This window comes from Vibrio sp. ES.051 (genome assembly GCF_002563795.1).
Lineage (GTDB): Bacteria > Pseudomonadota > Gammaproteobacteria > Enterobacterales > Vibrionaceae > Vibrio.
Window position 1 is genome coordinate 842321 of sequence record NZ_PDJL01000004.1, and the last position, 25736, is coordinate 868056.

Sequence of the window (25736 nt, forward strand, 5' to 3'; positions counted from 1 at the left end):
TACTCTCCTAGGACTGTACAAAAGTGCATTAAAGCATCACGCACCTGAGCATGGTAGGGAGTTCAAAGACTTGAAGTATCTAAATAAAGATAATGGAAAAGCTATCGAAAATTCTAGGTTATGACTTAGTGGGCGGAAGGATTGTACATGACCAAAACCTTTTACTGTCAATCATTTAATCGATAAATCATTAGTCAATGAGTGTGCCGAGAATCAACAGAAGCCATTTTCCTCTGCGAACAGGGAACGCATCAAGCTTTATAAAGCGTGCCGTTCAGGCTGTCAGCACTCCCAACTTGAACAGAGCGTGAGTGCCAAACCGAGATGACATGTACAACTTAGACAATCAATTACCGTTTTTAAAGCGAGAATCAAAGGCAACACAATGAGGCTCAATGAAATGCGGGAAGTTGAATTGGTAAAGCTAGCTGCTAAATTCAATTAGCTGCTATGAAAGACCAAGTATCAAAAGCTTTAGATGTGAGAAAAAACAATAATCGAGGTGAATCCGTTTCCTCCTATATAACGCAGCGAGCAGGATTATAACTCTAAATTTAAACCAGAGAGTGAAACTGCCGTTTAAACCCCGTTTAACCAGTTAACAAAAAAACCGTATAAAGTGAAAATTGTCAACATTCCCATTTTATGCGGTTTCATTTATCACGGCGCGCGGCGGGCTACATGTCAACCGTAAAAAAATACATTTTTAGCAAAAAATATTATCTAGAATACTTTACTTTTTTGTATTGCTTACCAGTAAAGAGCTGTAGTTACTTATCCACTAAATTTGTGGATAAGTGTGTTGATGAGATCTGAGTAAACTTTTATTAAATGCAACAGGTTTTGTATTGTCTGGGTTTTTACGTAGATTTATGCACCAAATACGCAAATAAAACAGTGATTTGTTCAAATTAAGTAAGATGTATTTAAAATGAATAAAAATTAAGCTTTTGGGGATGAAGGAACTTTAAAGTGTTTTTTGGGGAAAAGCTGTGGAAACTAAAGACTAAAAATTGAAGGGAGGTCTTTAACTAGGGCGAAATACTATATCAGAGCGAATGAGATAAGACTATCTCGATATAGACAAACAAGAAATTTTATTAACAATAGACGGTAAATTTTCGATAGGCGTAGATTTCATTGGCTAAGGTGTATATATATACAGCCGAGAAGCAGCAGAGTTGAGGAAGGGTATGAGTAAAGTCTATGAACTGGTTTCTGGTTATCAACCGTCAGGAGATCAACCGGCAGCGATCAACCAATTGCTTGAGGGGTTAGACGCGGGCCTAGCGCATCAAACACTGCTGGGAGTGACAGGTTCTGGTAAAACGTTCACGTTAGCGAATGTGATTGCAAAAGCACAAAGACCAGTCATATTGCTGGCGCCGAATAAAACCCTTGCTGCTCAGCTTTACGGAGAGATGAAATCATTCTTTCCTAATAATGCTGTAGAGTATTTTGTTTCTTACTATGATTATTATCAACCTGAAGCTTACGTTCCGACGACGGACACCTTTATTGAAAAAGATGCATCGGTAAATGCACATATTGAGCAAATGCGTTTGTCTGCCACAAAAGCGCTACTGGAACGCAAAGATGCCATTATCGTTGCTTCTGTTTCTGCCATTTACGGCTTGGGTGATCCTGAATCTTATCTTCAGATGATGTTGCATTTACGTCGAGGCGATGTGATCGATCAACGTGATATGTTGCGCCGCTTGGCCGAGTTACAGTATTCACGTAATGACGTGGCTTTCGAACGTGGTCAGTTCCGTGTGCGTGGCGAAGTGATTGATATCTTTCCTGCAGAATCTGAACAAGATGCCGTTCGTATCGAAATGTTTGATGATGAAGTAGATTGCATCAGCGTGTTCGACCCGCTCACTGGCGTGGTTAAGCAGCGAGATTTACCACGTTATACCATCTATCCTAAGACCCACTACGTGACTCCGCGAGAGCGTATTCTTGAAGCGATTGAACATATTAAAGTCGAGTTAGAAGTAAGGAAAAAACAGTTTTTAGATAACAACAAGCTGTTAGAAGAGCAGCGCATTAGTCAGCGCACTCAATTTGATATCGAAATGATGAATGAGCTGGGTTTTTGCTCCGGTATTGAAAATTATTCTCGCTATCTTAGTGGGCGCTCGGAAGGTGAGCCGCCTCCAACGCTTTTCGACTACTTACCTCATGATGGTTTATTGATGATCGATGAGTCGCACGTGACTGTGCCGCAGATTGGTGCGATGTACAAAGGTGACCGTTCTCGTAAAGAGACCTTGGTTGAATTTGGTTTCCGCTTACCTTCTGCTTTGGATAACCGACCGCTTAAATTTGAAGAGTTTGAATCTTTAGCACCACAGACCATTTTTGTCTCTGCAACACCAGGGAATTACGAGCTAGAAAAATCAGCAGGAGAGGTGGCTGATCAAGTTGTCCGTCCTACAGGATTGCTCGATCCAGAACTGGAAGTTCGTCCAGTTACGACGCAAGTGGATGATTTACTCTCTGAAATCCGTATTCGCTCGATTAAAGATGAACGTGTGTTGGTGACGACATTAACCAAACGAATGGCAGAAGATCTAACCGAATATCTGCACGAGCATGACGTACGGGTGCGTTATCTACATTCAGACATCGACACGGTAGAACGTGTGGAAATTATTCGCGATCTTCGTCTTGGTGAGTTTGATGTGCTGGTGGGTATCAACTTGTTACGAGAAGGTTTGGACATGCCAGAAGTTTCGCTGGTGGCGATCTTGGATGCAGACAAAGAAGGCTTCTTGCGTTCTGAACGTTCTTTGATTCAAACCATTGGCCGCGCTGCACGTAACCTTGAAGGGCGGGCTATCTTATACGCAGACCGAATCACTAATTCAATGAAAAAGGCGATGGATGAGACGAGTCGTCGTCGAGAGAAGCAAAAAGCCTACAACGAAGAGCTGGGTATCTCTCCGCAAGCGCTTAAACGCAATATTAAAGACATCATGGAACTGGGGGATATTACGAAATCTAAGCGTCAACGTAATACCAAGCAGGTGCCATTGTCGAAAGTGGCGGAGCCATCTCAATCTTACCAAGTGATGTCACCACAACAGCTGGAAAAAGAAATCAGTCGATTAGAAGCGACTATGTACCAGCATGCACAAGACTTAGAATTTGAGTTAGCGGCACAAAAACGTGATGAAATTGAAAAACTACGAGCGCAGTTTATTACGAACAGCTAAACAGAGTCTGTTAGCCTTCATCGTTCAAGTTTGAGCAAGAGCGTTGTGGCTTAATAAATAAAGTAGAAGAAAAAAAGAAGCCAATAGGCAGTCGGGTCTATTGGCTTGTTTTGTGAACATGCCGTTCACTAACAACGTCAATTGGCTAGGTGACCCGAGGGTCAGTAGATACAACAGCATGATTTATGCCATTTTTTAAGTGATTGATATCATTTTTTAATATTTTCAATTAGCCGTAATTCAATAGACTGTTTGCAAAATGCAAAGCGTAATGCGATTATTGTTTAAAATACAACAAAAATTAGCTATATTATGCAACAAAAGTCAGAAGGCCAAAAAACTCGTTACCTGTTAATGGTTGAGGATACCATATCAGTTGCGGCACTTTATCGTTCATACCTGACCCCTTTAGGGATCGACATTAATATTGTTGGTACAGGTAGAGATGCGATTGAGAGTCTCAAGCATCGAATTCCAGATCTTATTTTACTCGATCTCCGTCTACCAGATATGACAGGGATGGATGTATTACACGCTGTTAAAAAAAGCCACCCGGACGTACCGATTATTTTTATGACCGCTCATGGCTCTATCGATACCGCGGTAGAGGCAATGCGCCATGGCTCTCAAGATTTCTTGATTAAACCATGCGAAGCTGATCGGCTACGCGTCACGGTCAATAATGCCATTCGTAAAGCGACCAAGCTAAAAAATGAGGCCGATAATCCCGGCAACCAAAGTTATCAGGGCTTCATCGGTAGCAGTCAAACCATGCAACAGGTCTATCGCACCATTGACTCTGCAGCGAGCAGTAAAGCAAGCATCTTCATTACTGGTGAAAGTGGTACTGGTAAAGAGGTATGTGCGGAAGCAATTCATGCCGCGAGTAAGCGAGGAGACAAGCCGTTTATCGCTATTAACTGTGCCGCTATCCCGAAAGATTTGATCGAAAGTGAGTTATTCGGTCACGTAAAAGGGGCGTTTACCGGTGCTGCGAATGACCGTCAAGGTGCTGCTGAGCTAGCTGATGGTGGCACACTGTTCCTTGATGAGTTATGTGAAATGGACTTGGACTTACAAACCAAGTTATTACGTTTTATCCAAACGGGTACGTTCCAAAAAGTCGGCTCTTCGAAAATGAAGAGTGTGGATGTGCGTTTTGTGTGTGCGACTAACCGTGACCCGTGGAAAGAAGTACAAGAAGGGCGGTTTCGTGAAGACTTGTACTATCGTCTCTACGTGATTCCGTTGCATCTGCCACCTTTACGCGAACGTGGCGAAGATGTTATTGAAATTGCGTACTCACTTTTGGGTTACATGTCGCATGAAGAGGGGAAAAATTTTATCCGTTTCGCGCCAGATGTGATAGCTCGATTTAATAGCTATGAATGGCCGGGCAACGTTCGTCAACTACAAAACGTATTGCGTAATATCGTTGTTCTAAATAACGGTAAAGAAATTACGTTAGATATGCTACCTCCGCCACTGAATCAGCCACTCGATCGTCCGTTGTCCATGGCAAAATTAATCGAGCCTAAGATGATGACAGCATCTGACATTATGCCTTTATGGATGACAGAAAAAATGGCAATAGAGCAAGCAATAGAAGTGTGCGATGGCAATATTCCTCGAGCAGCGGGGTATCTTGATGTTAGTCCGTCGACGCTTTACCGCAAATTACAAGCATGGAACGGCAAGGAGGAGCGGCAGAAAGTATGAGTGTGAAGGTCTTAAATCAGCAGAAAATAGACGAACTGTCGATGGAAATTGGTCATGATAATGTCCCTGTTCTGCTCGATATTTTCTTGGGAGAGATGGATGTTTACATTGAGAATCTATCGCTCTATCAAGGTACAGAACGATTGAAGTATTTAAAAGAAATCAGTCACGCATTGAAAAGCAGTGCGGCCAGTTTTGGTGCTGATCGCTTATGCGCATTGGCGGTAGCTATCGATAAGAAAGCCAAAACCGGTGAGCTAGACGAAAAAGCCGAGGAGCTGGCAATGATGCTTAATCTTCTGCATAAAACGCGGGAAGCTTACCGCGATTGGCGGCAATAAGTTATATATCAGCTTATAGTTTTACTAAATAATCTTCGTTAGAAGCAAATGCTTCACCGACGTGGAAGGGGGCTAAGCTATACGCCACAAATGAGCCGTGTGGCGATTCGTCTTTAAAGCCCGTTACCATTAAAGGGTTGGAAGTAATTGGTTTTCAATTGCAAGTTTTAGCTTGTCTCGATCGTGTCGCCAGTCTCGGTTTGTTGACGCTAATGACTCAGTAACTACATTCCACTGGCTTAATACTTCTTGATCGGCTTCTTCTGCAAGTACCACGTCTATTTTTCTGCCTTGGCAAGCCCGTTCACACCATTCTAATTTTTGTGCCATCGTCATACGTCCGGCTGGACCATATTCAGGGCTTAAGTTAGCAACAAAAATTACTTTTGCACTCTCGTTTGCTGCGATGGCTTTACCCAACTCTGGTAACAGTAATGGTGGCATGATGCTGGTCAGGAAGCTTCCAGGACCAAGGATGATCGCGTCCGCTTCAACCAATGCGCTAATCGCTTCTTTGGTAGCTGGCACTTCTGGCGAGAGATCTAAGCGTTGTAAATCGGCGTCCATTTCATCCACGTTGGTCTCACCCGTCACCCATTTACCATCGACAGATAGCGCTGAAAGATCGGAAGGATGTTCAGACATAGGGAGAATATTGACGTCGACTTTCAGCATGTTGCGGATCAGATTAATAGCATCTAAGGGTCTGACCGATAAGTTATCTAACGCTGTAAGCATCAAGTTGCCAAGATTGTGACCGTCTAGTTCCCCAGTCCCTTTGAAGCGATACTCAAACATCATTGAACTGATCGACGGTTCTGTGATCAACTGATTGATACAGTTACGAGTGTCACCCCAAGCAATACCACCTTGGCAATGACGAATACGTCCTGTCGAGCCGCCATTATCAGTTGTGGCGACAATACCGGTGGCGTTACCACCAAAATCTCTTAGCGCTGCTAACATTCGCCCTAAGCCATGACCACCACCCACAGCGACCACTTTTTTATCTGTATAGATATTCATTACGTTCTTCTAATAATCTTGTAAAAACGACTACAATTTATATTAATGAGTGTTTGAAAGGTACTCAATAAGCGGTAAATTGTGTCTCTGAAGAGTTTTTTTATTACTCAACTCTGGATTCCAATACAAATATTAAGTATTTTACAGCGTAAAGCTATCAGAGGTTTCATACTTCTGGTTGCCATAACTCCGAGCTCACAATTGCTAAGTCCAAGGATAAGCGTTTTGAGCCAGTGGCATACTGCCACAAGGGCATGATTGGAAATGACCATGCCTCCCGTGTTTGGAAAGGTGTTCCGTGGCGCAACAATTCGAAGACAAATTTCATCGTAAGTTCTATTACTTGCGTCTGTCTGTGACAGATGTGTGTAATTTCAAATGTACCTATTGCCTCCCTGATGGCTACAAGCCGTCGGGAAAAAAAAACTCGTCTTTTTTATCTCTCCCTGAAATTAAACGGGTCGTAAAAGCGTTCGCTGATTGTGGCACGTCAAAAGTGCGCATTACTGGTGGTGAACCAAGTTTACGTAAAGACTTTACCGACATCATCCAATCTGTGGCGACGACGCCGGGCATTCAAAAAGTCGCAACCACGACCAATGGTTACAGAATGGAAAAGCAAGTCGCAGACTGGCGTGAAGCTGGCTTAACACACATCAATGTGAGTGTGGATAGCTTAGACCCGCGTATGTTCCATCAAATCACGGGTGAAAATAAGTTTACTGAAGTGATGAATGGGATCGAGCGCGCGTTTGAAGTCGGTTATGAGCAGGTCAAAGTTAATGTCGTGTTGATGAAAGACCTAAACCATCAGGAGCTGCCTGCATTTCTTAACTGGATAAAAGGTCGTCCTATCCAATTACGTTTTATCGAGTTGATGCAAACAGGAGAGATGGATGACTTATTCAATAAGCATCACGTCTCTGGCGTTGCTATTCGTAATCAGTTAATTGCCAATGGCTGGCTACTTAAAGTTCGCTCGCATAATGACGGCCCTGCACAAGTATTCGTTCATCCAGATTACAAAGGTGAAATCGGTTTGATCATGCCTTATGAGAAGGACTTTTGTGAAAGCTGCAATCGACTGCGTGTTTCTGCAATGGGTAAGTTGCACTTGTGTTTATTTGGCGAGCATGGCGTGGAGCTACGCGATCTGCTTGAGCGTGACAACCAAGAAAGCGAACTGATTGAACGTATCCAAGCGCAGCTGCAAACCAAGTCGGTCAGTCACTTCTTGCATGATGGCAATACGGGTATGACGCCACATCTTGCGTCTATCGGCGGTTAAACGTAGTCAAATTTTATAGAGAAAGCTTAGGAATAGGCTTTCTCTAACTTTTTCCGGAATCGATACTAAGCGTATCAAAGTTAATAGAGAATAGGTGGACAAATGGGTCACGCTGAAAGCAAATTTCAACCTGCAAACATTGCCGTTCTGACGGTATCTGATACACGGACGGAAGAAAATGACACCTCCGGACGTTACCTAGTAGAACACGCGAAAGAAGCGGGTCATAATGTTGTAGACAAGCAAATCGTGATTGATGACATGTACAAGATTCGTGCGATCGTTTCACAGTGGATTGCGGATGATAATGTACAAGCGGTCATGATTACAGGTGGTACTGGCTTTACTTCGCGAGATAGCACCCCTGAAGCCCTTAAACCACTGTTTGATAAAGAAGTGGAAGGTTTCGGTGAGTTATTTCGTATGGTGTCATACGAAGAAATTGGAACCTCAACGATTCAGTCGCGTTCGATTGCTGGTTTTGCCAATCATACGGTTATTTTCGCTATGCCTGGCTCGACTGGTGCATGCCGTACAGGGTGGACAAAAATCATCAAGCAGCAGCTAGATGCAAGCCACCGCCCTTGTAACTTCATGCCACACCTCTCTGTATAACCTTTCCTAAAACGAAGGAAAAATAATGACCCAACTTACCCATATCAATGCGTCTGGTGAAGCCAACATGGTCGACGTGTCTGCGAAAACCGAAACCGTTCGTGAAGCGCGCGCAGAAGCATTCGTGCACATGGCGGCAGAAACACTGCAACTGATTGTTTCTGGTCAACACCATAAAGGAGATGTGTTCGCTACTGCTCGTATCGCGGGCATTCAAGCGGCGAAGAAGACATGGGATTTGATCCCGCTTTGTCATCCTCTCTTACTGTCTAAAGTTGAAGTTCAACTAGAAGCGATCGAAGCGGAAAATAAAGTACGTATCGAATCGGTATGTAAGCTGGCAGGGAAAACTGGCGTTGAGATGGAAGCGTTAACGGCGGCTTCTGTGGCTGCATTAACGATTTACGATATGTGTAAAGCGGTTCAAAAAGATATGGTCATTGATCAAGTTCGTTTACTAGAGAAGACGGGCGGTAAATCGGGACACTTCAAGGTGGAATCATGATTAAAGTACTTTTCTTCGCTCAAACTCGTGAGTTGGTTGGAGTGGATGGTCTCGAGTTAGAAGAGCAATTCGAGACCGTCGAAGCGATCCGAGCGTATCTTGTTGACACTGGCTCTGTTAAGCATGGTAAATGGGATTTGGCATTAGAGCCGGGCAAGTTATTGGCGGCGGTCAACCAGTCTATTGTTCCGTTAGAAACGGCAGTGAAAGCGGGTGATGAGGTTGCTTTCTTCCCACCAGTGACCGGAGGTTAAGATGGATCCTCGCGTCTCTGTGCAGGTTGAAGACTTTTCCGTTGATGACGAATACCAACGTTTATCCGAAGGGACGGGCGCTGGTGCCATCGTCACCTTCATTGGTAAAGTACGTGACATGAATTTAGGGGATAATGTCGTTGGTTTACATTTAGAGCATTATCCTGGCATGACCGAAAAGAGTCTGATTGATATTTGTAACCAAGCTGAATCTCGTTGGCCATTACTCGGCGTGCGTGTTATTCATCGTGTGGGTGATATGGACAGCGGCGACCAAATTGTATTCGTTGGTGTGTCTAGTGCTCATCGCGGCGCTGCATTTGATGCTTGTGAATTCATTATGGACTACCTAAAAACCAAGGCGCCATTTTGGAAAAAGGAACGGACCACAAGTGAAGATCGCTGGATTGAGTCACGAGCGACGGATCACCAAGCGGCTCAGCGTTGGGAAAAGTAGAGCCAATCATTCGTTTTGACTAAAAAAGCTAAGTGTCAAAAGCACTTAGCTTTTTTGTATCTATCTTCTTAAAGCTTCGGTTTGCACGCCAACATGCTCGTGTTTCCTGTGGGCAATCGAGTTCACAATCCAAAACAGAGAACAATATATAAACAATTACTTGTCAGGCGCTGCTTGTTGTAAACCCTAACTAGTGCGTAATTGTCTAGCAGAACATGCTATTTATAGAGTGAAACTTAGGTTATTCGACACTTTCATCTACTAACTACGAACGCGACTCTTCATTTTTCTGATGAATACTATTTGATTAGAGTTTACTGCTAGATATGTCGGGTTTGCTCAGAATTATTGGTTTTTTTGCTGCATTTTAATGGCAAATTACTTCGATGATTGATAATGTGGGCCGCAATCTTTGTAAGGTTTTAGGCTTTTGTGTTCAGGAAATACACTGAAAACGCTAAAACACTGACCGTTAGAGTCTCTTACAGAGAAGTCATGGATGCTAACAAAAAAATTGGAGTTTTACGCATGTATAAGAATAAAATCACGCGCGCTTTATTTATTGGTGCTGGTCTTTCTTTCGCTCTGGCGGGTTGTGGTGAAAAGCCTGCAGAGAAACAAGCAACTGAGCCCGCTCCGGCTCCAGTACCTGAAGCGAAATCTGATTCTAAAGAGCCAAAACTGGCTGCTGTCCAAGAGTTGGTGCGTGGTAACGGTACAGAAGTTGCGACAATAGACCCGCATAAATCTCAAGGTGTTCCAGAATCTCACGTGATTCGCGATCTTCTTGAGGGCCTAGTAAACCAAGATGCAGACGGTAACACTGTCCCTGGTGTTGCAGAATCTTGGGAAACAGAAGACAACAAAACGTACACTTTCCACCTACGTAAAGACGCAAAATGGTCCAATGGCGATCCTGTTACGGCCGATGACTTCGTTTACAGTTTCCAACGTGCTATCGACCCTGCAACGGCTTCTCCGTACGCTTGGTATATGGAATATACCAAGATGAAGAATGCTAAAGACATTGTTGCTGGCGATAAAGATAAGAGTGAGTTAGGTGTTAAAGCGGTTGACGACCACACGTTGGTGATTGAGCTTGATACTGCAGTGCCTTATTTTGTAATGATGATGGGCCACACGACAGTGAAGCCGGTTCACCAAGCGACAGTTGAGAAGTTCGGCGATCAATGGACGAAACCAGAGAACTTTGTCGGTAACGGTGCTTATGTGGTCGACAAGTGGGTCGTTAATGAACGTCTAGTATTAAAACGTAACGAGCAATATTGGGACAACGAAGATACCACGATTGATCAAGTGACGTTCTTACCAATTGAAAACCAAGTCGCGGAAATGAATCGTTTCCTAGCCGGCGAAATTGATATCAGTTATGAAGTGCCGATAGAACATTTTAAACGCCTCAAGAAAGAGCAGCCAGAATCACTGTCAGTGGTGGGGAACCTATGTACTTACTACTACATCTTCAATACGAAGAGCGCGCCTTTTGACGATGTTCGGGTTCGGAAAGCGATCTCTTACGCGATCGATCGTGACATCGTAAGTGATGCGATCATGGGCCAAGGGCAAAGACCAGCGTACTTCCTTACACCTGAAATTACAGCGGGCTTTAATCCAGAAATACCAGCATACGGCACAATGACGCAAGAAGAGCGTAATGCTGAAGCCGCTCGTTTATTGGAAGAAGCCGGTTACGGGGCGGATAACCCACTTGAGTTTAATCTTCTATACAACACCTCAGAGAACCACAAAAAAGTGGCGGTTGCTTTAGGGTCGATGTGGAAGCAAACATTGGGTCTAGACGTAACCCTAGAAAACCAAGAATGGAAAACCTACCTATCAACAAAAGACTCAGGCAACTTTGAGGTTGCTCGTGCAGGTTGGTGTGGTGATTACAACGAAGCCTCATCTTTCCTAACCCTGATGATGAGTAATAACACCACAGGTGGTATTCACTATGACAGCAAAGAGTACGATGCGATCATGAACAAAGCCTTTGCTTCAACTTCTGATGCAGAACGTCAAAAGCTTTACCTAGAAGCAGAGAAGTTGATGGCGAAAGATATGCCAATCGCGCCTATCTACCAGTACGTAAAATCACGTCTACTATCCCCAAAAGTTGGCGGCTTCCCAGCGAACAACCCAGAAGAGAAAATTTACTCTAAAGATCTCTACATCACTGAGTAAGTCTTAATTCGGTAAAACTATAAAAAATAAGGTGCTACGTGCGAGAAATTGCATGTGGCACCTATTAAGTCCAAAAAGAATTGGACGACTTTCTTTAATTTAACGGTCACAGACTGAAAGAGTGAGTTTATGTTTAAATTCATCGCAAAAAGGATATTTGAGGCGATCCCAACGATGTTGGTTTTGATCACCGTATCTTTCTTTCTTATGCGCTTTGCGCCGGGAAACCCATTCTCGACAGAGCGTCCATTACCACCCGAAGTCATGGCAAACATCGAAGCTAAATATGGTTTAGATAAGCCAGTATTCGAGCAATACACCACATATTTGACCAATGTTATCCAAGGTGATTTCGGACCATCATTTAAATATCTTGATTATTCGGTTAACGAGCTGATCTCCGTTGCGTTACCAGTATCGGCTAAAGTTGGCTTCATCGCCTTTATCTTTACTCTGATCATGGGCGTTACCGTTGGTACCATTGCTGCGTTAAAACAGAATACTTGGATTGATTACACCATCATGTCGACAGCGATGCTTGGGGTCGTAATGCCATCTTTTGTGTTGGCTCCCGCTCTTATCTATCTATTTTCTTTGCACTGGCATATTTTTCCGGCAGGTGGTTGGCAAGGAGGTAGTTGGCAGTATTTAGTCCTCCCTGTGATTGGCATGTCATTACTTTATGTTGCAACGTTTGCACGTATTACCCGTGGCTCAATGATTGAAACGTTAAACAGTAACTTTATTCGAACAGCCCGTGCTAAAGGTCTGAGCTACCGTTACATTATTATCAAGCATGCGCTGAAACCCGCGCTGCTTCCTGTGGTTTCTTACATGGGGCCTGCTTTTGTTGGCATTATTACAGGTTCAGTGGTCATTGAAACCATTTTTGGTTTGCCAGGCATTGGCAAGCTCTTCGTTAACGCTGCTTTTAACCGTGACTACTCGTTAGTAATGGGGGTGACCATCCTCATTGGTTTCCTATTCATTCTATTCAACGCGATTGTAGATATTCTACTAGCAATGATTGACCCGAAAATTCGCTACTAACAGGGACGTTTGGTTATGTTAACGAAAAAAGAAAACCTAGAAGCGATTGAACAATTCTCTGAAAATTTAGAGATCGAAGGTCGCAGTCTTTGGCAAGATGCTCGTATCCGCTTTATGCGTAATAAAGCGGCGATGGTGAGCTTGTGTATTCTGGTTGTAATGACCTTGGCAGTCATTATTCTACCAATGATTGCCCCATACGCCTTTGATGCGACCGACTGGTACGCTATGCATGTGTCGCCAAATGCGGACCACTGGTTTGGTACCGACAGTTTAGGGCGTGATTTATACGTACGTACGTTAATTGGCGGTCGTATCTCCCTAATGGTTGGTGTGATGGGAGCATTTGTCGCGGTTCTTATCGGTACTCTGTACGGCGCGGCTTCCGGCTTCATCGGCGGTAAAGTCGACCGTATCATGATGCGGATTCTGGAAATCCTCTACGCGGTACCGTTCATGTTCCTAGTAATCGTGCTAGTGACCTTCTTCGGTCGTAACATCATACTTATCTTCGTCGCGATTGGTGCAATCGCATGGCTGGACATGGCGCGTATCGTTCGAGGTCAAACGCTGAGTTTACGCAGTAAAGAGTTTATCGAAGCGGCACACGTTTGTGGCGTGAGTAATTGGAAAATTATTACCCGCCATATTGTACCAAACGTGCTGGGGATTGTAGCAGTATACTCAACGTTGCTTATCCCAAGCATGATTTTGACAGAATCATTCTTATCATTCCTTGGTCTTGGTGTTCAAGAGCCAATGACAAGTTGGGGCGCACTCCTACAAGAAGGTGCACAGACAATGGAAGTGGCAATCTGGCAGCTGGCATTCCCTGCGGCATTTATGGTTGTAACCCTGTTCTGCTTCAACTATGTGGGTGACGGCTTGCGCGATGCGCTGGATCCAAAAGACAGGTAATTAAAAGATAAGATTAAGGAAGTAATGATGAGCTTATTAGATGTCAAAGATCTGCGCGTCGAATTCACCACGCAAGATGGTATCGTAACCGCAGTAAACGATTTGAACTTTTCTCTGGAGCAAGGCGAAACCCTCGGTATTGTAGGGGAGTCTGGTTCTGGTAAATCTCAGACCGTATTCGCAATCATGGGGCTGCTGGCAAAAAACGGATTGATTTCTGGTAGTGCGAAATTTGAAGGTAAAGAAATTCTCAACTTACCGGAGAAAGCACTTAATAAAGTGCGCGCAGAACAGATCGCGATGATCTTCCAAGACCCTATGACGTCACTTAACCCTTATATGAAGGTAAGTGATCAGCTAATGGAAGTATTAATGCTTCACAAAGGCATGGGCAAAGCCGCAGCATTTGAAGAGTCTGTTCGTATGTTGGAAGCGGTGAAAATTCCAGAAGCTCGTAAGCGTATTACCATGTACCCACACGAGTTTTCAGGAGGCATGCGTCAGCGTGTAATGATTGCGATGGCGTTGCTGTGTCGTCCGAAGTTATTGATTGCTGATGAGCCAACGACCGCATTGGACGTGACGGTTCAGGCACAAATCATGGATCTACTTAATGAACTTAAAGATGAATTTAACACCGCAATCATTATGATCACGCATGACCTTGGGGTTGTGGCCGGCTCATGCAACAAAGTTTTGGTGATGTATGCAGGACGTACAATGGAGTACGGTACGGTTGATGAAATCTTTTACAACCCAAGTCACCCATACGCCGAAGGCCTGTTACAAGCAATTCCTCGCCTTGATACAGAAGGGGAGATTCTACCTACTATCCCAGGCAATCCGCCTAACTTACTTCGTTTACCACCGGGCTGCCCTTATCAGGAACGTTGCCATCGTGTAATGGACCGTTGTAAACAAGAAGCGCCAATTCTGACTTCGTTTGGTGATGGTCGTCAGCGCGCATGTTTTTCACCGTGGGAGACTTGGAAGAAATGAGTGCAGATAAATCATTACTATTAGACGTTAAAGAGCTTAAAGTTCACTTTAGTATTGCAGCAAAATCGGCATGGCCTTGGTCGAAACCCTCAAACCTGAAAGCTGTCGATGGTGTCAGTGCTCGCCTTTATGAAGGTGAAACTCTCGGTGTAGTGGGGGAGTCCGGTTGTGGTAAGTCGACGTTTGCTCGCGCGATCATCGGTTTGGTCGAAGCCACCGACGGCGAAGTGATGTGGTTGGGCCAAGACCTAACAAAAATGAAAGCCGTTCAGCGCCGTGAAACGCGTAAAGCGATCCAAATGATTTTCCAAGACCCCTTGGCATCTTTGAATCCACGTATGACGGTAGGTGACATCATCGCAGAACCATTAGAGACCTTCTACCCAGAGTTATCGAAACAAGAAGTGAAAGGCCGGGTCAAAGAGATGATGGCCAAGGTTGGATTACTACCAAACGTGATCAACCGTTATCCGCACGAGTTTTCTGGTGGTCAATGTCAGCGAATTGGTATCGCACGTGCACTTATCTTAAAACCTAAAATGATCATTTGTGACGAGCCAGTCTCAGCGCTTGACGTGTCAATTCAGGCACAGGTGATTAACCTGCTGAAAGAAATCCAGAAAGAGCTAGGTCTATCTTTAGTCTTTATTGCGCACGATCTGTCCGTGGTAAAACATATTTCTGACCGTGTACTCGTGATGTACCTCGGCAACGTCGTGGAGCTTGGTGAAGCTGAAGCGTTGTTTTCAGATCCTAAACATCCGTATACACGCGCTTTAATGTCTGCAGTTCCAATCCCTGATCCTAAGTTGGAACGTAAAAAAACCATCCAGATGTTAGAAGGTGATTTACCATCGCCAATCAGTCCGCCTTCTGGTTGTGTATTCCGCACCCGCTGTCCTCAAGCGACAGAAGAGTGTGCGAAGACGAAACCGACCATTCAAGGTAACGACGTTCACTCGGTATCTTGTTTACACGTCAGTGTCTAAATACTGTCTATAATGAACGTAAGCGCGCCCACTTGAGGTCGCGCTTTTTATGTGCATTGTTTACTGCCTAGCACATTCGAATTTCTTGAACATGATGTCTTAACAATGATGATTTTCTCTCCCGTCGTAATTGCTACTATCGAACGAAATAGAATAAGAGGAGAGGATCATGGGGAAATTGGTCGAAGGTGTTTGGCATGACGTCTGGTATGACACAAAATCTAATGGTGGTAAGTTTGTACGTGAAGACGCTGGATTTCGCAACTGGATTAAAAATGATGCCAAAGCGGAATTCAGACCAGAATCAGGTCGTTACCATCTATACGTTTCTCTTGCTTGTCCTTGGGCGCACCGAACGCTCATCTTTCGTAAACTAAAAGATCTAGAAGCGCATATTGATGTAACGGTTGTTTGCCCTGACATGTTAAGTCAAGGTTGGCAAATGGGTCTGCCGGAGCCATTGTTTGGCCATACTCGAATGCACCAGATTTACACGCAAGCGAAACCTGATTATACCGGTCGTGTCACGGTGCCCGTGTTATGGGATAAAAAGACCAACACGATCGTGTCGAATGAATCTTCAGAGATCATCCGCATGTTGAATTCTGAGTTCAATGAGTTAACGGGTAATCATGATGATTATTATCCTGAGCCACTAAGAGATATTATTGAGGAGTGGAATGAGTTCATCTACCCAAATGTCAATAATGGCGTTTATCGTTGTGGGTTTGCGACAAGTCAAGAAGCGTACGAAGAAGCTTTTGATTCATTGTTTACCGCACTAGATAAGATTAATGCTCACCTTGGTACACATCGATATTTAGCGGGCAATAAAATGACGGAAGCGGATTGGCGTTTATTCACGACACTGATTCGTTTTGATGCCGTTTACGTTGGTCATTTTAAATGCAATAAGCAGCGCATCGCAGACTACCCAAATCTTCAGGGCTACCTTAAAGAGCTTTATCAAGTAGAGGGTGTTGCGGAAACGACCGATTTCTATCATATCAAGCGTCATTACTATTTCAGTCATACTGGAATTAACCCGACACAGGTCGTTCCTAAAGGCCCAGAGCTGGATTTAGACTCACCGCATGGCCGAGATTCTCTATAAGATTGACATGCATCAAGAACAGCGTCATTTAATATGGCGCTTTTTTATTCATTCTTTTCCTAACATCACAACTTATTCTCTAGATATACATAAACTGATGATATAAAAACCGATCTTTTGCCGAGGTGAGGTATGGATATCAACGAGCTTGTTAGCGGTGACCATCTAATCTGGAATCTATTCATCGCTTTGCTTCTTGGTGCGATAGTAGGCACGCAGCGTGGTTGGGTCATGCGAAATAGCGTAGAGGGTAGTCGTGTTGCTGGTATTCGTACCTATTCCCTAGTTAGTTTACTAGGTGGTCTGGTGGCAATTCTGGCTAACCTATACTCACCACTGTTACTGGGTTTTGCACTGGTTTCATTGGTGATACTGGCTGGTATGGCTTTTGTGATTCAACAAAAAAGGAGCGGTGACGTCAGTATTACTGGCGTTGTTAGTCTGATCGTGACGTTTGTTTTGGGAAGCCTTGCGGTATCTGGAGAGATTGTACTTGCCGCTGTTGCTGCCGTGGTTACCGCTGTGGTTTTAGATAATAAGAAAGAGCTTCACCAAGCGCTGCAAAAGCTGCAAGAGTATGAGCTTGATGCCGCTTTACGTTTACTGCTCATCTCTATTGTTTTATTGCCACTTTTACCCAATCAACCTTATGGGCCTTGGGGGGCGCTCAACCCGTTTGAAATTTGGTGGATGGTCGTTCTGATTGCCAGTGTTTCATTTGTTGGTTACTTCGCGATTAAAATTGGCGGTGCAAAGCGAGGTATCCTATTTACCTCTGTGTTTGCGGGGTTAAGTTCGTCTACTGCGTTAACACTTCAGTTTTCTCATCTTTCTCGCGAGCAAGCGAGTATCAGCCCATTGCTTGCGAGTGGGATCCTGCTCAGTTGTGGCACCATGTTCCCACGTTTATTAATTGTACTGTCAGTGATTAATCCACAATTAGTTAAATTGTTGTGGCCAATCGCCATGATGATGATGGCAGCACTTTATTTACCGGCTTGGTGGATTTGGCGCAGGAGTCAAGTTGAGCAAGTTGAGCAATCAAATAAGCAAAGTAATCCTCTCGCTTTTCAGTCTGCACTATTTTTTGGTTTGGTGTTAGCGGTGATCATGTTGCTATCACACGCGTTATCGGATTGGTTTGGTAATACAGGGGTGCTTATTCTCGCGGCTTTGTCTGGTATTACTGACGTTGATGCTATCTCATTGACTTTGGGACGGCAAAGTACTCAAGCCTTAAGCGCTACGACAGCCGCGCTTGGTGTTTTTATGGCGGCTTCGGTAAATACGATTGTGAAAATGGGAATGGTTGTTGCGATAGGGAATAAAAAGCTCTGGCATCGTGTCGCCCCCGTGATGACAGGATGCGTATTCGTCGGTGGGGTCATGTTTTTCACGCTTTACTGATGGCTTCATTAAAATAAAGAGCAAGCACGAAAAAGCCCTCGATTCATCGAGGGCTTTGAATTTTACCAATCAAATTTGAGAGGAGAATTACTTCTGCTCTTGCGTTGCTTGGATTGCGGTTAGAGCGATTGTGTATACGATGTCGTCTACTAGTGCGCCACGAGACAAGTCGTTTACAGGCTTGCGCATTCCCTGCAGCATCGGACCGATAGAAACGAGGTCAGCTGAACGTTGTACCGCTTTGTAAGTCGTGTTACCCGTATTTAAGTCTGGGAATACGAAAACGGTCGCTTTACCCGCGACTGGAGAGTTTGGCGCTTTAGAAGCGGCAACGTTTTCCATGATAGCGGCGTCGTACTGAAGAGGACCGTCGATGATGAGATCCGGACGCTTCTCTTGAGCCAGTTTGGTTGCTTCACGTACTTTATCTACGTCGGCACCCTTACCAGATTCACCAGTAGAGTATGAGATCATCGCCACGCGTGGTTCGATACCAAATGCAGCCGCAGAATCCGCAGATTGGATAGCGATCTCAGCAAGCTGTTCTGCGGTTGGATCTGGGTTGATTGCACAGTCACCGTAAACCAGTACTTGATCAGGCAGAAGCATGAAGAACACTGAAGATACGATAGAGGCGTTCGGTGCCGTTTTGATGATTTGGAACGGAGGAACGATAGTATTCGCCGTAGTATGAACCGCGCCAGAAACTAGGCCGTCAACTTCGTCGTTCTCAAGCATCATTGTGCCTAGGAATACGGAATCTTTTAACTTCTCACGAGCCACAACTTCAGTCATGCCTTTCGCGCCGCGTAGCTCAACTAGACGAGCAACGTAGTTTTCACGTACTGCGTCAGCATCGATGATGGTTACACCAGTACCTAACTCAACACCTTGTTGTGCCGCCACGCGACGGATTTCAGCTGGGTTACCAAGAAGCACACAGTCTGCAATGCCACGTTCAGCACAGATAGCCGCTGCTTTGACTGTACGTGGTTCGTCACCTTCAGGAAGAACGATGCGCTTGCCTGCTTTACGAGCCAGTTCAGTTAGCTGGTAACGGAACGCTGGTGGGCTTAGACGACGAGACTTCTGAGTCCCTTCCGTCATTGATTCGATCCAGTTACCGTCAATGTGACCCGCAACGTGCTCGTTGATGAACTCGATACGCTCTTTATCATCTGCAGGTACTTCAATGCTGAAGCTCTGTAGATTGAGAGAAGTCTGCCAAGTGTTACCTTGTGCTTTGAAGATTGGTAGACCAGTGTCGAACGCTGGCTTACATAGACCTTCAATTTCGTGTGGGATGTCGTAACCGCCAGTTAGCAGTACCGCACCGATATCCACACCGTTCATTGCCGCAAGAGAAGCTGCAACGATGACATCTGGACGGTCTGCAGAAGTCACAAGTAGAGAGCCTGGTTTGAAGTGCTCAATCATGTTTGGCAGAGAACGTGCACAGAATGTGATGCTCTTGATGCGACGAGTGTTGATGTCACCTTCGTTGATGATATCGGCGTTCAGGTGCTTAGCCATGTCGATTGCACGAGTTGCAATCAGATCGATGCTCCAAGGCACACAACCTAGTACACGAATTGGAGAAGTGTTGAAGATTTCCATCACTTTCAATTCGTTTTGTTTCGCGCTGTCTGCATCGTCAAAGATTTCAGATAGATCAGGGCGAGTACGGCCAGCGTCATCAACCGGTGCGTTTAGCTTGTTGATGATAACGCCAGAGATGTTTTTGTTCTTAGTGCCGCCGAAGTTAGAGCATGCCACTTCAATACGCTCTTTTAGTTGCGCAGGGTTATCAGTACCTGGAGTCGCAACCAGCACGATTTCTGCGCCAAGTGTTGCCGCGATTTCCGCGTTTACTTGGTTTGCAAATGGGTGCTTACGAGTCGGGACAAGACCCTCGATTAGCGTAACGTCTGCGTCTTTGTTGATTTGGTTGTAACGTTCAACAACGGTTTCTAGCAGCTCGTCCATGTTGTCGTTACCGATTAGGCTTTCAGCAACAGACATCGCCATTGGTTCACCGATCTGCATATCGCTGTTGTGACTAACGATAGTTGAAGTCAGATCTGGCTGATCACCACCGCTGCGTGGCTGACAGATTGGCTTATAGAAAGAAACTTTAACGCCTTTACGCTCCATAGCGCGAAGAACACCCATACTAACGCTTGTTAGGCCAACGCCTGCGCTAGTAGGGATAAGCATAATAGTACGAGACATTCGTAGAGTACCTTTAGCTATTTGGGGGATAAAAGCTCAACTCTTATTCCATGACGCTCGGAAGAATAGGGGTTGAGCCCCTAAGAAATTCGTTTGAATGAAACACTGGCTAGCTAAGTGGCTAGCCAGATAGTTCAATTAAAGACCTGCTAGGCTCGCAGTGTCTTCCGCAATCACTAGCTCTTCGTTAGTCGAGATAACCATGGCAGGGATGCGGCTGTTGTCAGTTGTGATAACGCCTTCACCGCCAAAGCGAGCTTTCAGGTTCGCTTCGCTATCAACTTCGATGCCGAAGATACCTAAACGGTTTAGAACCATTTCACGGATAGGGCCAGAGTTTTCGCCAATACCACCAGTGAAAGTGATGGCGTCTAGACGGCCGTCCATAGACGCTGTGTAGCCTGCTACGTATTTAGCTAGACGGTGGCAGAACACGTCCATTGCGCGCGTTGCTTCTTCTTTCTCACCGTAGTTGTCTTCAACGAAACGGCAGTCAGACGTTACTTCAGTTAGTCCTTGAAGACCAGACTCTTTCGTTAGCATCGTGTTGATTTGGTCAACAGAATAACCTAGAGCGTCATGCAAGTGGAAGATGATTGCAGGGTCGATGTCACCACAACGAGTCCCCATCACTAGACCTTCAAGAGGAGTAAGACCCATCGAAGTGTCGACAGATTTACCGTTCTTGATTGCACATACAGACGCGCCATTACCTAGGTGACAGTTGATGATGTTCACTTCTTCAACAGGCTTGTTTAGTAGGCCTGCTACTTCACGAGTGATGAACAGGTGAGAAGTGCCGTGCATGCCGTAACGACGGATGCCGTGCTCTTTGTATAGGTTGTATGGAAGAGCATATAGGTAAGACTCTTCAGGCATAGTTTGGTGGAATGCAGTGTCAAATACAGCCACGTTTTGAAGCTCTGGGAAGTTTTTCTTAGCCGCTTCGATACCAATGATGTGAGCTGGGTTGTGAAGAGGTGCAAATGTTGCAGCGTCTTGAATACCTTTTAGAACTTCATCAGTAATAAGTGCCGATTGAGTGAACTGCTCGCCACCATGAACAATACGGTGACCGATTGCGCCTAGGTTAGCTTTAAGCTCTGGCTTAGAAGCAAGAATAGTTTCGACCATAAACGCAAGTGCTTCTTCGTGAGCAGCACCATCACCTAGTTGAGCTTCGTGCTTGCCATCAAGTTTCCACTTAATGCGAGCTTCAGGAAGGTGGAGGCACTCAGCAAGACCTGATAAGTGCTCGTCGCCGCTCTCGGCATCAACAACGGCAAATTTAAGAGAAGAACTACCACAGTTTAAAACTAAAACTAGCTTAGACATGTATGACTACCTGTTATTCGTCTGATAAAAAATCAGTTAAAGAATGAAAAATTATTCACAAGAATAGCCGATACCCACAAGGCTGCGTACTAATCTTGGTCAAAAATTGTTCTAATTCCGTATAAAGAAAAATAGTGATGAACCCATCCATCACTATGTGCGATCCGTGCAGATAGATATCTCGGAGTTGCGTAAATTGTAAATAACAGCAACAATGAGATTGAGGGTTCGCAAAGGATAGCGATAATAGGCAATGATAACAAAAAAAATTTGAAAGAATATTAACTTTCATCAATTTTTTGTACCTTCAGTTGATATGTTCAACTATTTTTTAGTGAGAGAGTGGTATGAGTAATAAAGTCGGATTGATCCATAGCCTGAAAGATGGTCAGAGTTACATGGAGATCTGGCCAGTTCGTAAAGAGCTAGGTGCCATTTTTCCAGAACAGCGCATTATCAAAGCCACCCGTTTTGGTATAAAAGTGATGCCAGCGGTTGCTGCTATCAGTGTGCTCACTCAAATGGCGTTTAACAACGACAATGCATTGCCTCAATCTATTATCGTTGCGTTATTCGCTATTAGCTTACCGATTCAAGGCATTTGGTGGTTGGGTGCTCGCGCTAATACTAAACTACCGCCGCCTCTGGCTTCTTGGTACCGAGAGCTACACCAAAAAATAGTCGAAACTGGTTTTGCATTAGAGCCCGTCAAGTCAAGACCACGTTACAAAGAACTGGCGCTTATCTTAAATCGTGCGTTTCGTCAGTTAGATAAGTCGTCTTTGGAACGATGGTTGTAAGTACTAGATACACCAGCTTAGAAAATGGAGTGCGCAATTGCCACTCCATTTTTATATCTATATTTCTCTCGTTTAATTAATCACTTCCTTCCCATTCTCTTTGATAATACAGCCTCACGATCACAAATGTTGTTTTAGTGTTAAATCTTTCTTTTCTTTACTAAGACTTAGTAGTAATAATAAACACAAGATGCGCAATAAGTGCACAAATAAGTACAAACACAACATTACCGCCTTCTCATACTTGAACTCAGGAGCACGCACTAACCGTGAATGCTCGTGAAACAAGGACGAAGTCACATCAAGGAGTTATGATGAAAACGAACCGTTTAATAGCCACTGCCGTTCTATCTGCTAGCGCTATATTCTTTTGTCCGAATGTGTTGGCAAAAACTGCCACCGTTGCGGTTTCACAAATTGTTGAACACCCTGCATTAGATGCTACTCGTCAGGGGCTGCTCGATGGGTTAAAAGCGAAAGGGTACGAAGAGGGCAAGAACTTAGAGTTTGATTATAAGACCGCTCAGGGGAATCCTGCCATTGCGGTGCAAATCGCTCGTCAGTATGTGGGAGAAAATCCAGATGTATTGGTTGGTATCGCGACACCGTCTGCACAAGCATTGGTGTCTGCAACCCGTTCTATCCCAGTCGTGTTTACCGCGGTGACTGATCCTGTCGGTGCGAAACTGGTGAAGACAATGACGCAGCCAGGTAAAAACGTAACAGGTTTGTCTGATCTATCACCTGTCACTCAGCATGTCGAACTTATTCAAGAAATCCTTCCTCAAGTGAAAAGCATCGGTGTGGTTTTCAACCCTGGTGAAGCTAACGCAGTCACGCTAGTCGAGTTACTCAAAGAAAGTGCCAAAGCAAAAGGGATTGAAGTTGTTGAGGCGACGGCATTAAAAAGTGCCGATGTACAATCGGCGACTCAGGCAATTGCAGCGAAATCAGACATCCTCTACGCACCGACCGACAACACGGTAGCGAGTGCGATTGAAGGAATGATTGTTGCGGCTAATCAAGCTAAGAAACCAGTGTTTGGCGGCGCAACATCGTATGTTGAAAAAGGTGCCATCGCAGGACTTGGCTTTGATTATTATCAAGTGGGTGTCCAAACCGCAGATTATGTGGCGGCTATCCTTGATGGACAAGAACCAGGCAAGCTGGATGTGAAAGTGGCCACTGGTTCAGACATTGTGGTCAATGAAGCTGCAGCGTCTAAGCTCGGTATTCCATTACCCTCCTCAGTCGTTCAACGTGCGACCAACATTCAATAGCCAACACTTTTCCGAGGCATTTTCATTAACATTAAAGATGATTTGCCCCAAATTTACTATCAACTTAGTTAAGTCCGTAGAACGCTCTGCGATTGGATTGGATGATATAAGTTAGAAGTCTTAAGCTCAGGTCAACATAGATTGACCTGAGCATGCAGAAAGGAGCGGTTATGTCTGCATTTGCTTTTTTTGGTGCACTCGAGATCGGCCTGATTTACGGTCTCGTTGCTTTGGGTGTTTATCTCACTTTTCGAGTCCTTGATTTTCCGGACCTGAGTGTCGATGGCAGTTTCCCGATGGGCGCTGCGGTTGCGGCTACTGCCATTGTGGCTGGCATCAATCCTTGGGTTGCAACGGCGATGGCGATGGTCGCCGGGAGTATGACAGGTTGGGTAACGGCATTTCTTGCTGTCCGTTGCGGGATCTTACACCTGTTAGCTTCAATACTTACCATGATCGCTGCATTTTCGATCAATATTCGTATTATGGGGAAACCTAATATGGCGTTATTAGGGGAAGAGACAATCCTTACGCCGTTTGAAACGATGGGTGACCCAATGTTTGTTCGCCTTATCGTGGTCGGGGTATTAGTACTTTTCTCTGCTTTCTTTGTCGTCCGTTTACTTAATAGTGACTTTGGTCTTGGCCTTCGTGCTACAGGTGTAAATGCGCGCATGGTCTCAGCGCAAGGGGAGAGCACAGGATTTTATACTTACTTTGGACTGGCATTATCTAACGGATTTGTTGGCTTTGCAGGGGCTTTGTTTGCGCAAACTAACAGTTTTGCTGATGTTACTTCTGGTGTCGGTACTATTGTCGTTGGTTTGGCGGCGGTTATTTTGGGTCAAACCTTGTTACCTGGCCGTAAAATTTGGGTCGCGGTTATCGCTGTGATTGTTGGCTCGGTGCTCTACCGTCTTGCAGTCGCTTTTGCACTGAGTTCTGGCATGTTTGGTTTACAAGCGTCAGACCTCAATCTTGTGACTGCCGTATTGGTTGCTGTTGCGCTGATTGCGCCGAAATTAAAACACAGTATGAGAGCGAAACAGCGCGTGGTGAACGCCAAGCAAGCGGCATCTAAAAAAGGATCTGGGGAGGTATTATGATCGAACTCAACGATATTCAAGTCACATTCAACCCAGGTACGATTTTAGAAAACCGAGCACTTAAAGGGGTTTCTCTACAAGTGCCAGAGCATGAGTTCTTGACTGTGATTGGTTCGAATGGTGCTGGCAAGTCAACCTTGTTGGGGGCCGTGACAGGAGAAACCCCAATGATCGGCGGCCAAGTGGTCATTGATGGTAAAGAAGTGACTCGACAAACCGTGGCGCAGCGGGCTACGCAATGTGCGCGAGTTTTTCAGGATCCTCTGGCGGGAACGTGTGGCGAGTTAACCATTGAAGAAAACATGGCGCTTGCGTATATGCGTGGTAAAACACGTGGCTGGGGCCTAGCACTTTCGAGTAAGCGTCGTCAGTTATTTCAAGAGCGGATCAGCATTCTCGGATTAGGTCTGGAAGATAGGCTAAGCGACAGTATCGGATTGTTATCTGGTGGACAAAGGCAAGCCGTCAGCCTAGTCATGGCGACGTTATCAGAAAGTAAGTTGTTACTGCTTGATGAGCATACCGCAGCGCTTGATCCACGAATGGCGGCGTTTGTCATCGACTTAACTAAGCGTATCGTCGGTGAGTTTGATTTAACCGTTATGATGGTGACACATTCAATGAAAGACGCACTTGCTTGTGGAGATAGAACCGTAATGCTTCACCAAGGTGAAATTGTTTTGGATGTAGCAGGGGAGCAAAGAGCCAAGATGCAAGTTCCTGATTTGTTGGATATGTTCTCGAAGGTGAGAGGAGAAGAGCTAGCAGATGATAGTTTGTTATTAAGTTAATGCGGCGCTGAAAGCCAGACTCCATCTAGTTTGAAGCTCATGTAACTATCAAGCGTGATCCTCCTTGAGAACGTTGGCAAA

General features: G+C 44.9%; 22 protein-coding genes and 1 riboswitch. Of the genes, 19 read left to right on the top strand and 3 right to left on the bottom strand.

All coding sequences use genetic code 11. The annotated features are described in order from the left end of the window. Positions 1-1193 precede the first annotated feature (1193 nt). From uvrB to luxU, 3 genes are all read left to right on the top strand, one after another. Complete coding sequence (gene uvrB / locus ATG66_RS10370; protein WP_098415222.1) at positions 1194-3224, top strand: excinuclease ABC subunit UvrB; 2031 nt, start codon at positions 1194-1196, stop codon at positions 3222-3224. 312 nt (positions 3225-3536) lie between these two features. Next, positions 3537-4943, top strand: a complete 1407-nt coding sequence (gene luxO / locus ATG66_RS10375) for a quorum-sensing sigma-54 dependent transcriptional regulator LuxO (protein WP_179885634.1) — start codon at positions 3537-3539, stop codon at positions 4941-4943. After that, entirely contained in the window at positions 4940-5284 is a 345-nt protein-coding gene (gene luxU, locus ATG66_RS10380; RefSeq protein WP_098415223.1) for a quorum-sensing phosphorelay protein LuxU, read from the top strand. Before luxO ends, luxU begins: the two co-directional genes overlap by 4 nt. Positions 5285-5413: 129 nt before the next feature. Here luxU and ATG66_RS10385 read toward each other — a convergent pair whose 3' ends face one another. Continuing rightward, entirely contained in the window at positions 5414-6310 is an 897-nt protein-coding gene (locus tag ATG66_RS10385) for a YvcK family protein (protein WP_098415224.1), read from the bottom strand. Positions 6311-6485: 175 nt separating this feature from the next. After that, positions 6486-6620: riboswitch (molybdenum cofactor riboswitch) on the top strand. Between ATG66_RS10385 and moaA the strand changes: the two genes are divergently transcribed. The 12 genes from moaA (at position 6609) to ATG66_RS10445 (ending at position 18111) form a co-directional block, all read left to right on the top strand. After that, positions 6609-7598, top strand: coding sequence for a GTP 3',8-cyclase MoaA (gene moaA / locus ATG66_RS10390; RefSeq protein ID WP_098415893.1), 990 nt, complete (start codon positions 6609-6611; stop codon positions 7596-7598). It overlaps the preceding riboswitch by 12 nt. A gap of 102 nt (positions 7599-7700) precedes the next feature. Further along, positions 7701-8213 carry a molybdenum cofactor biosynthesis protein B gene (gene moaB, locus ATG66_RS10395; RefSeq protein WP_098415225.1) on the top strand — a complete coding sequence of 171 codons (513 nt, stop codon included), beginning with the start codon at positions 7701-7703 and terminating at the stop codon, positions 8211-8213. Between the two features lie 25 nt (positions 8214-8238). Further along, complete coding sequence (gene moaC, locus ATG66_RS10400) at positions 8239-8718, top strand: cyclic pyranopterin monophosphate synthase MoaC (RefSeq protein ID WP_098415226.1); 480 nt, start codon at positions 8239-8241, stop codon at positions 8716-8718. Continuing rightward, on the top strand, positions 8715-8972 hold the full coding sequence (moaD, locus tag ATG66_RS10405) for a molybdopterin synthase sulfur carrier subunit (protein ID WP_098415227.1): 258 nt from the start codon (positions 8715-8717) through the stop codon (positions 8970-8972). Before moaC ends, moaD begins: the two co-directional genes overlap by 4 nt. Before the next feature lies 1 nt (position 8973). Further along, a complete protein-coding gene (gene moaE, locus ATG66_RS10410; RefSeq protein ID WP_098415228.1) occupies positions 8974-9429 on the top strand; it encodes a molybdopterin synthase catalytic subunit MoaE in 456 nt (151 codons plus the stop codon). Between the two features lie 528 nt (positions 9430-9957). Beyond that, positions 9958-11634, top strand: coding sequence for an ABC transporter substrate-binding protein (locus ATG66_RS10415; RefSeq protein ID WP_098415894.1), 1677 nt, complete (start codon positions 9958-9960; stop codon positions 11632-11634). A gap of 129 nt (positions 11635-11763) precedes the next feature. Further along, positions 11764-12684: an oligopeptide ABC transporter permease OppB gene (gene oppB / locus ATG66_RS10420; RefSeq protein WP_098415229.1), complete on the top strand. Its 921-nt coding sequence runs from the start codon at positions 11764-11766 to the stop codon at positions 12682-12684. Positions 12685-12699: 15 nt separating this feature from the next. Beyond that, positions 12700-13602, top strand: coding sequence for an oligopeptide ABC transporter permease OppC (gene oppC / locus ATG66_RS10425; RefSeq protein ID WP_098415230.1), 903 nt, complete (start codon positions 12700-12702; stop codon positions 13600-13602). Between the two features lie 27 nt (positions 13603-13629). Then, positions 13630-14601, top strand: coding sequence for an ABC transporter ATP-binding protein (locus ATG66_RS10430; protein ID WP_179885635.1), 972 nt, complete (start codon positions 13630-13632; stop codon positions 14599-14601). Then, on the top strand, positions 14598-15590 hold the full coding sequence (oppF, locus tag ATG66_RS10435; protein WP_179885636.1) for a murein tripeptide/oligopeptide ABC transporter ATP binding protein OppF: 993 nt from the start codon (positions 14598-14600) through the stop codon (positions 15588-15590). Before ATG66_RS10430 ends, oppF begins: the two co-directional genes overlap by 4 nt. Before the next feature lie 169 nt (positions 15591-15759). After that, positions 15760-16704, top strand: coding sequence for a glutathione S-transferase family protein (locus tag ATG66_RS10440; protein WP_098415232.1), 945 nt, complete (start codon positions 15760-15762; stop codon positions 16702-16704). A gap of 132 nt (positions 16705-16836) precedes the next feature. Beyond that, positions 16837-18111 (top strand): MgtC/SapB family protein, encoded by a 1275-nt coding sequence (locus ATG66_RS10445; protein ID WP_098415233.1) that lies wholly within the window; start codon positions 16837-16839, stop codon positions 18109-18111. Positions 18112-18198: 87 nt separating this feature from the next. Here the strand turns inward: ATG66_RS10445 and pta are convergent, their stop codons facing one another. Together pta and ATG66_RS10455 are read right to left on the bottom strand one after the other, a co-directional pair. Next, on the bottom strand, positions 18199-20343 hold the full coding sequence (gene pta, locus ATG66_RS10450; RefSeq protein WP_098415234.1) for a phosphate acetyltransferase: 2145 nt from the start codon (positions 20341-20343) through the stop codon (positions 18199-18201). Between the two features lie 138 nt (positions 20344-20481). After that, complete coding sequence (locus ATG66_RS10455) at positions 20482-21678, bottom strand: acetate kinase (protein ID WP_098415235.1); 1197 nt, start codon at positions 21676-21678, stop codon at positions 20482-20484. A 347-nt stretch (positions 21679-22025) separates the two neighbouring features. On the opposite strand from ATG66_RS10455, the gene yfbV reads away from it, so the two are divergent. The 4 genes from yfbV (at position 22026) to ATG66_RS10475 (ending at position 25655) form a co-directional block, all read left to right on the top strand. Next, positions 22026-22478 carry a terminus macrodomain insulation protein YfbV gene (gene yfbV / locus ATG66_RS10460; RefSeq protein ID WP_098415236.1) on the top strand — a complete coding sequence of 151 codons (453 nt, stop codon included), beginning with the start codon at positions 22026-22028 and terminating at the stop codon, positions 22476-22478. Between the two features lie 314 nt (positions 22479-22792). Next, positions 22793-23758, top strand: a complete 966-nt coding sequence (locus ATG66_RS10465; protein ID WP_098415237.1) for an ABC transporter substrate-binding protein — start codon at positions 22793-22795, stop codon at positions 23756-23758. 170 nt (positions 23759-23928) lie between these two features. Beyond that, entirely contained in the window at positions 23929-24864 is a 936-nt protein-coding gene (locus tag ATG66_RS10470) for an ABC transporter permease (RefSeq protein WP_098415238.1), read from the top strand. Further along, complete coding sequence (locus ATG66_RS10475; protein WP_098415239.1) at positions 24861-25655, top strand: ABC transporter ATP-binding protein; 795 nt, start codon at positions 24861-24863, stop codon at positions 25653-25655. The genes ATG66_RS10470 and ATG66_RS10475 overlap by 4 nt, the downstream gene beginning before the upstream one ends. Positions 25656-25736 lie beyond the last annotated feature (81 nt).